Below are 9363 nucleotides of genomic sequence, written 5' to 3' on the forward strand. Positions count from 1 at the left end.
GGGGGGGCGCCGCCGCCGGCCCCGGCCGCCCCGCCCCGCCAGCCGACTCCGGCACGCCCGGCTCGCCCGGGGGGACGGAGATCAGGGTGAACACCGCCCCGCCGTCGTCGCGCACCACCGCCAGCCGCCCGAACGGCGTCGGTTCCGGGCCGTCCAGCACGCTCCCGCCGAGCCGGACGGCCCGTTCCACCGTCCGGTCGGTGTCCGCCGCCCCGAAGTACACCGCCCAGAACGCCGGCGGGCCGTCCGGGTCGATGCCCGGGTCCCCGCCGATCCCGCCGACCGGCAGCCCGCCGACCCGGACCACCGTGTGGTCGGCCGCGGCGGCGTCGTACCCGTAGCCGAAGACCCTCCCGTAGAACTCCCGGGCCGTGTCCGGATCGGGGGAGAGCTGATCGTTCCAGGCGAGGGTGCCGGGTTCGTTCACCAGGCCGGCGCCCGGATTGAGCGACCCCTGCCAGAGCCCGAACACCGCACCGAGCGGGTCCACCGCGAGCACCCCGCGCCCCTGGTCGGGCACCTCGAAGGGCTCGAAGACGACCAGCCCGCCCGCCTCCTGGACCAGCCCGGCCACCCGGTCGGCGTCGTCCACCGCGAGGTAGGTCGTCCAGGCCGGGGGGCCCAGCCCGTCGACCGTGCGGCGCGGCCTGATCCCCGCCACCTGCACCCCGCGCACCGTGGCCACCAGGTACTCCTCACCCACCGGCCCGGTCGCCACGTACTCCCAGCCGAACAGTTCGCCGTAGAACCGCCGCGCCCGTTCGACGTCCGGCGCGGCCAGCTCGACCCAGCACGGGACGCCCTCGTGGTACCTGCCGGCCTTCGGCATGCCGTCCTCCAAGCCCTGGCGGACCCCTCGGCCAGCCTCCGCGACCCCCGGGCCCCCGGCAACCGGGGCGCCCGCCCCGGCCCGTCGCTCAGGCCACCCCGCGCGGCCGGAACTGGATGCTGATCCGCGGCCCCACCGGCCGGGCGGTCTTCGGGACGGCGTGCTCCCAGGTCCGCTGGCACGACCCGCCCATGACCAGCAGGTCGCCGTGCCCCACCGGGTGCCGGACGACCGGGCCGCCGCCGCCGCGCGGCCGCAGCAGCAGCGCCCGAGGCTCGCCCACCGAGAGGATCGCGACCATGGTGTCCTCGCGCTCCCCGCGGCCGATCCGGTCGCCGTGCCAGGCCACGCTGTCGCGCCCGTCCCGGTAGTAGCAGAGCCCCAGCGTCCGGAACGGTTCGCCCAGTTCCCCCGCGTAGTGCGCGCTCAGCGCCGCCCGGGCCGCGCCCAGCAGCGGGTGCGGCGGCGCGTCCCGCTCGCCGTAGGACGCGAGCAGTCGCGGCACCTCCACCGTCCGTTCGTACATCTCCCGCCGTTCGGCCCGCCACGGCACCTGCGCCGCCAGCTGTTCGAACAGCCCGGCGGCTCCCCGCACCCACCCCGGCAGCACGTCCACCCAGGCCCCGGCCCCCAGCACCTCCCGCCGCACCCCCGTGAGCGGCCCCAGCGCGGCCCCGCCCCCGTCGGTGTCGTCGAACAGCGAGGGCTGGAGGTGAACGGTGCTCTGCATGGATCCAGCCTACGCCGTTATCGAACACATGCTCGAAAGGAATTCCCCGGGCCGGCCCGGCCGGGACCTCACACGGCGGCGTGCCGGGGGTCGGTGGCATCGGTGGTGCTGCCGTGCTGCTCCTCCTCGGGCCGGCCCTTCCTCGGCAGCAGGAAGGTGATCGCGAGGAAGGCCGCCAGCAGGCACGCCTGGACGACCAGGGCGCGGTGGTAGCCGGCGGTGAAGTCGCCGGTCCCGGCCCGGGCGAAGAACACCGAGCCGAAGACCGCGACGCCGACCGACCCGCCGATGGACTGCACGGCGGACAGCACCCCGGAGGCGGAGCCGATCTCGTGGTCGTCTACGGCGGCGAGGACGAAGCTGAACAGGGCGGCGATCACCAGGCCCGCTCCGATGCCGCAGACGGCCACGCCCGGCACGATGTCCAGGATCGAGAACGACGCCGGGTCGAGGGCGTCGAGCTCGAACCAGAGCAGGACGGCGCCGGCGAGCTGGACCAGCGGGCCGATCTGCAGGACGGCGCGGCCGATCCGGTCCGCCAGGAACGCGCCGCTGACCGCGCCGCCGATCGCCGTGCCCACCGCGAGCGGCAGGTTGCCCAGCCCCGCGTCACCGGCGCTGAAGTGCCGGCCGACCTGGAGGTAGAGGGTCAGTACGAGCTGCGTGCCGACCAGTCCGCCGAAGAACAGCGCGATGCCGCCGAGTCCGACGGTGAAGGCCGGCTTGCGCAGCAGGCCCGGGGTCACCAGTGGCTCGCGGCCCGCCGCGGCCGTGCGGCGCTGCTGCAGCGCGAACAGGGCGAAACCGACGGCGGAGGCGGCCATGCAGAGCCACGTCCACAGCGGCCAGCCGTCCTCCTGTCCCTGGTTCAGCGGCAGTACCAGCAGCGCGCAGGACGCCGCGACCAGCGCCGCGCCGGCCAGGTCCACCCGCACCGCGCGGTCGCCCGCCCGCTTCGGCACGAACCGCGCGGCGACGATCAGGGCCGCCGCGCCGACGGGCAGGTTGACCAGGAACACCGACCGCCAGCCCAGGCCGAAGAAGTCGCCCTCGACGAGGAAGCCGCCCAGGACCGGGCCGATGATGCCGCCGAGGCCGAGGACGGGGCCGAAGACCGCGAAGACCTTGGTGAGTTCGGCGCCGGAGAAGTTCTCGCGCAGCAGGCCCAGGCCCTGGGGCAGGAGCATCGCGCCGGCGGTGCCCTGCAGCAGCCGGAAGGCGATCAGCGACCCGATGTCCGGTGCCAGCGCGCACAGCAGCGAGGTGGCGGTGAAGGCGGCCAGGCCGATCAGGAACATCCGGCGCCGCCCGTAGCGGTCGCCGAGCCGTCCGCCGAGCACCAGTCCGGCTCCCAGGGTCAGCGCGTAGCCGCCGATCACCCACTGCAGGCCGACGGAACCGGCGCCGAGGGACTCCTCCAGGGCCGGGCCGGCGACGTTGACGATCGACGCGTCCAGGAGATCCATGATCTCCGCGACGAGCATCGCCACCAGGATCAGCCAGCGCCACCGGTAGGGCCCGGTGGTCTCGCCGACGGTGGGGGACGGGTCGTGCATGCTCGATACCTCCATGATGAAGTAATTCCACCATGAAGGTAAATTGGTGGCGGTAAGTTGTCAAAGCGGCCGGCGACGCGGACCGTGCGGCAGGAGTGAAAGGTGGCGGGCCTCCATGGCGGACCCGATGCACGACGGCGTGGCGGCGCGGCGTGAACGGCTGATGGAAGGCCTGCGGGTGTACGGCGGCCACTACGCCGAGCTCAGCCGGCGGTTCGCCGCCTGGCTCGGCCTGCACTCCACCGACGCGACCGCGGTCCTGGAGATCGCCGCGGCCGAGGAGCGCGGCGCCCCGCTCTCCCCGGCGCGTCTGAGCGAGCGCATCGCGCTCTCGACGGGCGCCACCACCGCGCTGCTGAACCGGCTGGAGGCCGCGGGCCACATCACCCGCAGTCGCGAACACGCCGACCGGCGCGTCATCACCCTGCGCAGCGGCCCGCACATCCAGGACCGCGCGGACGAGTTCTTCGGCCCGCTCGCCGTCCGGCTGGACGCCGCGATGTCGCACTACCCGCCGGAGCTCCTGGAGCGGTTCGAGTCCTTCGTGACCGATCTGAACGTCACCATGGACGCCCATCTGGCCGAGCCGCGCCCGGGCGCCTGACGGCCGCCGCACCCTTCGGGGCCGGCCCCGAGGCCGGTCGGGGTGGTCCTTCGTCGCGGCCCGCTCCTCGGCGGTGGAACCCCCCCGTGCTCGCTGTCGTCGGTGCCGGCCGTGGTGGATCCCCCTGCGGACCTTGATGCGCAGGGATCTTGAGAGGGACACTGTCCGTCCGCGCCGGGAGAGGGCCCGGCCGGGCGTGCGGCACGTCGGTCGCCCGGCGGCGGGCGTGGACGCGCGGGATGAACGGTCCGATCGGAACGGCGTCAGGCCCGGGGGGTCGCAGTGGTTTTTGGTAGGAGCAAACCCGTCGAGGAGCCTCCGGTGCTCCCCGTCGCCTGGGAGCGGGTCCGCGACTTCGTCGTCGGCAACACCGAGCGCCCCGTCACCGCCAGGCGCAGGACGCCCACGTTCGGGCCGCTCGCCGTGCGCGTCCCCAGGAACGGGACGGAGCGCCGGGTCCTCGCCCCCTGCGCGTTCATCGGTCGGGAGGGCGAACGGCTCGCCCTCTACGTGGACGCCGAGTGCCGGCTCCTGCTCTGCGTCATCGACGACGGAGGCCGGGAGGTCGGCGCCGAGCGGCACCACGACGTGCACGACGCGCGGGGCGGGATCGTCGGCACGCTGTGCCGGATCCCGCCCCGCGCCCGCCCGTTGAAGCACAGTTGGCGGATCGAGCAGCCCGGCCACCCGCCGATCCTGGGGCGCAACGAGTGGGTGAGCGGGGCTGCGAGGGACATCGCCGCGCGGGTGGTCGAGAAGAGCTTCCTCGGGGCGCTCGACGCGCTCACGAGCCTCGGGGCGGAGGGCGGTGACCGGCCCGCCAAGCCGCGCACGCTGGAGTGGCGGGCCGGGGACGAGGTGGTCATGGTCTCGGAGGGCAGCAAGAAGGTCACCGTCAAGGGGGACGGGGTCGACCGCCGGCTGGCCTTCGCCTTCGCCCTCGTCGGCGACCGCTGAGCCCGACCGCCGTTCGCCCGCCCGCCCGCCGTTCGCCGGTCCGCCCGGCCGGGTGGCCGGTCCGCCGGGGGTGCGGTGTCAGCGCAGGTCGAAGACCAGGCGGGCCGAGACCTTCCCGGCGAGCACCTCGTCGAAGCAGGAGTTGACCTCCTCCAGCCGACGGGTCTCGCGGATGACGCGGGTGCGGCCGAGGGCGTGCAGGCGGAAGACCTCGGCGAGGTCCTGCCGGGTGCCGACGATCGATCCGATCACCTTGGTGCCGTTCAACACCGTCTCGAAGACCGGGAGTTCGAGCTTCCCGTCAGCGGGCAGGGCGACCAGGACGAGGGTGCCGCCGCGCCGCAGCGCTCCGTACGCGGCCCGGAACGAGGCGTTGCTGACCGCCAGGGCGACGGCCGCGTGGGCACCGCCGAGCCGCTGCACCTCGGCGGCGACGTCCTGGGTGCGGGCGTCGAGGACGTGGTCGGCGCCCAACTCCCGGGCCAGCGCGAGCTTGTCGTCGGTGACGTCGACGGCGATCGTCTCGGCGCCGCAGATCCGGGCGTACTGCAGGGCCAGGTGGCCCAGCCCGCCGATGCCGGAGACCAGGACCCGGGTGCCGGGGCCGGCGCCGGACACCTTGAGGGCCTTGTAGGTGGTGACGCCCGCGCAGGACAGCGGTGCGGCGTCCAGCGGGTCGATCCCGTCCGGTACCGGGATGACGTAGTCGCCGTGGGCGAGTGCGTACTCGGCGTAGGTGCCGTCCACGGAGTACCCGCTGTTGTGCTGCCGAAGGCAGAGCGTCTCCCAGCCGGAGACGCACTGGTCGCAGCGGCCGCAGGCGTCGGCGAGCCAGGCGATGGCGACCCGCCGGCCGACCCGGACGTGCCGGACCAGGTCGCCGACGGCCTCGACCACGCCGACGCCCTCGTGCCCGGGGACGAACGGCGGCGCGGGCTTGACCGGCCAGTCGCCGTGCGCGGCGTGGATGTCGGTGTGGCAGAGGCCGGAGGCCTCGATCCGGACCAGCACCTGGTGCGGCGCGGGAGCCGGGACGGGCCGGTCCTCGATCACCAGCGGTCGGGTGAAGTCGTGCACGACGGCGGCCTTCATCGCTCTCCCTCGGTTGCTCGCTGTGCCGGCGGCGGCGCGCGGGGCGCAGCCGTCAGCAGCTTCACCCGCCGGGGTGAGCGGCCGCAGCCGGGACTGATCCGAACGGGTGTGCTTCGCCCGGATCCGGGCCGGAGAGGTTTGGCCGGCCCGAATCCGGCCCGAATCCGGCCCGGATCCGGACCGGGTGCAGCGGCGCCGGCCTGGGCCGTGCGCGGCGGGAGCCGCCGGTCGGCGGCAGGGTCGGCCGACGCCCTGGGCAACCGTTCGAATTCCGGAATGCGGTGGTCGAATTGCGGTGATATGACTCGTTTGGCCGCCGTCCATCTCCGGGCGGCGCGGTTCACCGCGTGGCCGCCGACGGTCGGTCGGCCGGCGGGAGGAGGACACCGTGGACGACTACCCGTTGCTCAACCTGTTCTGGACGATGCTGGAGCTCTTCCTCTTCATCCTCTGGTTCTTCCTGCTCTTCAAGATCATCTCGGACATCTTCCGCAGCCACGACATGGGCGGTTGGGGCAAGGCCGGCTGGCTGATCTTCGTGATCCTGCTGCCCTTCCTGGGCGTGTTCGTCTACTTGATCGTGCGCGGCAGATCGATGGGCGAGCGTGACGTGGCACAGGCGAAGGAGGCCGATGCCGCGTTCAAGGCGTACGTCAAGGAAGCGGCCGGCACCGAGGGCGGCGGTGGCGGATCGGGTGGCCACGTCGACGAACTGGCCAAGCTCGCGGACCTGAAGAACAGCGGTGCGATCTCCGAGGAGGAGTTCCGGAAGGCGAAGGAGAAGCTGCTCGCCTGACGCCGGGCCGGCGGGTCGTGGGAAGACGCCCACGGCCCGCCGGCGCGGCCCGCGGGACCGCGTCGAGGTGTGCGACCTCCCGGTTCCCCGGGCCCGCAGGTCCGGGGTCGCGGCCGGGGCTCAGCCCCTGGCCCGCCGGCGGCCGAGGAAGTAGCCGATGATCAGCCCGGTCACGAGCGTCACGGTGAGGACCGCCCACAGGGGCAGGGTGACGGAGGTGACCCACAGGGTGATGGAGACCGATCCGGTGTTGGCCGCGATGAACCAGACGGCGAGCACCGCCAGGACGGCGACCCCGATCGTACGCAGCCGCACGTCCCGCCCCTTGACCGTGACGGTCGGCGGACGATGCGGCGGAGGAGTGTTCTGCGCCATGCTCCCAGTATGGTGCGGCCCGCCGACCGGGGCCCGTTCGGAGCAGTCCGGCTCCCCGGTTCCACACCCGGTCCGGCGGCCCGGGCGCACCACCGGACCGGCGCCCCAACGGCGGGCCGGTGCCGGCGGGCCGCCGTGAGGCCCCGGTCCGCGCTGCGCCGCCGGCGTCGGATCCGCGCGGGTGCCAGCCAGCTGTTCGGCCTCCTGGCCGGCTTGGCGCTGGGGATCGCGCTGCCGGGGATCTCCGGCGGGCCGATGGTGCCGGCCGGTCCCGTCACCGAGCTGGTGCTAGCCCTGGGCCTCGGGCTGCTGGGCGCGATCGCCCTGATCTTCTCGCTGCTGTTTCTCGTCGTGCAGTGGGCCGCCACGACCTTCACCCCGCGCCTGACGCTCTTCCGCGACGCCCCGATCGTCTGGCGGACCTTCGCCCTCACCATCGGGCTGGTCGTCTTCTCCCTCACCGCGGTCGTCGCCACCGGCGACCGCGCTGAGGTCTCGGCGGCCGTCCTCGTCTGTGAGCTCGTCCTGCTGCTCCTGCTGGCCGTCCTGCTGCGGAACCTCCAGCTCAGGGCCTTCACCGCCATCCAGCTGGCCGAGGTGATCGCCTCGGTCGCCGAGCGCGGGCGGGCCGTTCTCGACGCGTTCTACCCCTCCTCCACCGCGGCGGCCCAGGCCGGGCGGATCGCCCCGGGCGGCACGGACACCGCCGCCGACGCCCTGCCGGCGCTCCGCTCGACGGTCGTCTGGCCGTACCCGCCCGCGGTGCTCCAGCAGGTGGACATCGACCGGCTGCTCCGGGCCGCCGGCGCCGCCGACGCGGTCGTCGTCCTGCCGCACGCCCCGGGCACCACCCTGCGGCGCGGCGCCGCCGTCGCCGAGGTGCACGGCGGGGAGGTGCCGGCCGGCGCCGTTCTCGGCGCCCTGGTCACGGGCAAGGAACGGACCTTGGAACAGGACCCGACCCTGGCGCTCCGGCTGCTCGCCGACATCGCGCTGCGGGCGCTCTCGCCGGCCGTCAACGACCCGGCCACGGCGGTCCAGGCCCTGGAGGCCCTGGAGGACCTCCTGGGCCGGCCCGCCGCGACCCCGGCCGCCGCCGTGCGCGTCCACGACGACGGCAGGACGGTGCGGGTGGTCGTCCGGCTGCCCGGCTGGGAGGAGGTCCTGCGCACCACCGTCGACGACCTCGTGGTGGCCTCCTTCGCGTCCCCGATGGTGCTCGCCCGGATGCGCGGTCTGCTTCGGCACCTGCTGGTACCGGCCCACGGGGACCATCGCGGATCGATCGTCCTCCGGCTCGGCTGGCTCGACGAGGAGGAGGCCGCCCGCTTCCCCCGGCTGCGGCGGGAGCGCGAGGAGCCCTGAACCCCGGCCGCCGGGAGCCGCTGCCCGACCCGGCCCGGCCGCACGGCCCGGCCGCTCGTCGGTCGCTCGTCGGTCGCACGGTGCGGTCGCGGGTGCCGGGAGCTCCGTCGGGTGCATGCCCCGCTCCGCCGACTCGATTTCTGACCAGGCGTGATGTCCTGCTAATGTTCTTCCCGTCGAGAGGAAATGATCTCTCGGTCAGGCGTCAGAGGTGCTACTGGAGCACGTCCTACTTTCAGTAGGAAGAGTCCGTTCGACCCGGGCCTGGCGCTCCATCCAAGGCGGCTGCTCCCCATCGGGGGGCGGCCGCCTTGTTCGTTCCCCCGGTGTCCCGCGCTTCGCCCCTGGCGCTCCCTCGCCGCCGGTTCCGCGCCGGCCGGCCTCAGCCCACCGCCTTCCGGACCAGCGCGCTGATGCGCTCTTCGTCGGCCGCCGTCAGCTCCCTCACGGCGTAGGCGGTCGGCCACACGGCGCCGTCGTCGAGGGCCGCCTGGTCGCTGAAGCCGAGCGTGGCGTACCTCGACTTGAACTTCTCCGCACTCTGGAAGTGGCAGACGACCTTGCCGTTCCTGGCGTACGCGGGCATCCCGTACCAGAGCTTGGGCGCGAGGTCGGGGGCGGCGGTCCTGACGATCTCGTGGATCCGCTCGGCGAGGACGCGGTCCGCCGCCGGCATCTCGGCGATCTTCGCGAGCACGTCCCGTTCCTCCGCCGCGGCCTTCTCCGCGCGGGACGAACCGCGCCGTGCCGCCGCCTTCTTCTCCTCGTGCGCGTGCTCCTTCATGGCAGCCCGCTCCTCGGCGGTGAATCCGTTGTACTGCTCGGTGGTCGTGCCGGAGACCTCGGCGGGCGACTTCTTGGACGGCATGGCAGGTTTCCTCTCGTACGGGGTCAAGCGGGGGTGGGTGCGGCGGGGTGGGTGTCAGGACGGTGTGGGGGCGGGCGTCTCGGCGGGCTCCCAGGGGAAGCCGTCCGGGTCGGTGAAGGCGTCGGCGGTGCCGCCGAGGACGATGCGGTGCGCGCCGGTGCCGTCGGCGGGGACGCCGAGGTCCTTGGCCA

General features: G+C 74.1%; 10 protein-coding genes and 1 pseudogene. 4 read left to right on the top strand and 7 right to left on the bottom strand.

All coding sequences use genetic code 11. The annotated features are described in order from the left end of the window. The 3 genes from ACWDRR_RS43625 to ACWDRR_RS43635 form a co-directional block, all read right to left on the bottom strand. A partial coding sequence (locus ACWDRR_RS43625; protein ID WP_449777908.1) for a VOC family protein occupies positions 1-829 on the bottom strand: 829 nt, incomplete at its 3' end. 88 nt (positions 830-917) lie between these two features. After that, complete coding sequence (locus tag ACWDRR_RS43630; RefSeq protein WP_449777909.1) at positions 918-1559, bottom strand: alpha-ketoglutarate-dependent dioxygenase AlkB; 642 nt, start codon at positions 1557-1559, stop codon at positions 918-920. Between the two features lie 68 nt (positions 1560-1627). Further along, positions 1628-3115 carry an MFS transporter gene (locus tag ACWDRR_RS43635; protein ID WP_449777910.1) on the bottom strand — a complete coding sequence of 496 codons (1488 nt, stop codon included), beginning with the start codon at positions 3113-3115 and terminating at the stop codon, positions 1628-1630. Between the two features lie 115 nt (positions 3116-3230). Between ACWDRR_RS43635 and ACWDRR_RS43640 the strand changes: the two genes are divergently transcribed. Beyond that, positions 3231-3719, top strand: a complete 489-nt coding sequence (locus ACWDRR_RS43640; protein WP_449777911.1) for a MarR family winged helix-turn-helix transcriptional regulator — start codon at positions 3231-3233, stop codon at positions 3717-3719. Between the two features lie 321 nt (positions 3720-4040). Next, positions 4041-4676, top strand: coding sequence for a hypothetical protein (locus ACWDRR_RS43645; RefSeq protein WP_449777912.1), 636 nt, complete (start codon positions 4041-4043; stop codon positions 4674-4676). A 78-nt stretch (positions 4677-4754) separates the two neighbouring features. On the opposite strand, the gene adhP is transcribed toward ACWDRR_RS43645, so the two are convergent. Beyond that, positions 4755-5768, bottom strand: a complete 1014-nt coding sequence (adhP, locus tag ACWDRR_RS43650; RefSeq protein ID WP_449777913.1) for an alcohol dehydrogenase AdhP — start codon at positions 5766-5768, stop codon at positions 4755-4757. Between the two features lie 388 nt (positions 5769-6156). Here adhP and ACWDRR_RS43655 point away from each other — a divergent pair, with 388 nt between their 5' ends. Beyond that, the gene (locus ACWDRR_RS43655) at positions 6157-6564 is read left to right on the top strand and encodes an SHOCT domain-containing protein (RefSeq protein ID WP_449777914.1); all 408 of its coding nucleotides are present in this window, start codon (positions 6157-6159) and stop codon (positions 6562-6564) included. A 120-nt stretch (positions 6565-6684) separates the two neighbouring features. Here ACWDRR_RS43655 and ACWDRR_RS43660 read toward each other — a convergent pair whose 3' ends face one another. Then, positions 6685-6939 (bottom strand): LapA family protein, encoded by a 255-nt coding sequence (locus ACWDRR_RS43660; RefSeq protein ID WP_449777915.1) that lies wholly within the window; start codon positions 6937-6939, stop codon positions 6685-6687. Between the two features lie 135 nt (positions 6940-7074). Here ACWDRR_RS43660 and ACWDRR_RS43665 point away from each other — a divergent pair, with 135 nt between their 5' ends. Beyond that, positions 7075-8304 (top strand): DUF2254 family protein, encoded by a 1230-nt coding sequence (locus ACWDRR_RS43665; RefSeq protein WP_449777916.1) that lies wholly within the window; start codon positions 7075-7077, stop codon positions 8302-8304. A 382-nt stretch (positions 8305-8686) separates the two neighbouring features. On the opposite strand, the gene ACWDRR_RS43670 is transcribed toward ACWDRR_RS43665, so the two are convergent. Next, positions 8687-9172: an iron chaperone gene (locus ACWDRR_RS43670; RefSeq protein ID WP_449777917.1), complete on the bottom strand. Its 486-nt coding sequence runs from the start codon at positions 9170-9172 to the stop codon at positions 8687-8689. A gap of 54 nt (positions 9173-9226) precedes the next feature. Then, a pseudogene (locus ACWDRR_RS43675) lies at positions 9227-9363 on the bottom strand (glyoxalase); the annotation flags it as partial.

Source organism: Kitasatospora sp. NPDC003701, assembly GCF_053587085.1.

Bases quoted from the DNA above. Each gene is read 5' to 3' on its own strand.
- ACWDRR_RS43630 (WP_449777909.1), bottom strand. From the start codon at position 1,559: ATGCAGAGCACCGTTCACCTCCAGCCCTCGCTGTTCGACGACACCGAC.
- ACWDRR_RS43635 (WP_449777910.1), bottom strand. From the start codon at position 3,115: ATGCACGACCCGTCCCCCACCGTCGGCGAGACCACCGGGCCCTACCGG.
- ACWDRR_RS43640 (WP_449777911.1), top strand. From the start codon at position 3,231: ATGGCGGACCCGATGCACGACGGCGTGGCGGCGCGGCGTGAACGGCTG.
- adhP (WP_449777913.1), bottom strand. From the start codon at position 5,768: ATGAAGGCCGCCGTCGTGCACGACTTCACCCGACCGCTGGTGATCGAG.
- ACWDRR_RS43660 (WP_449777915.1), bottom strand. From the start codon at position 6,939: ATGGCGCAGAACACTCCTCCGCCGCATCGTCCGCCGACCGTCACGGTC.
- ACWDRR_RS43670 (WP_449777917.1), bottom strand. From the start codon at position 9,172: ATGCCGTCCAAGAAGTCGCCCGCCGAGGTCTCCGGCACGACCACCGAG.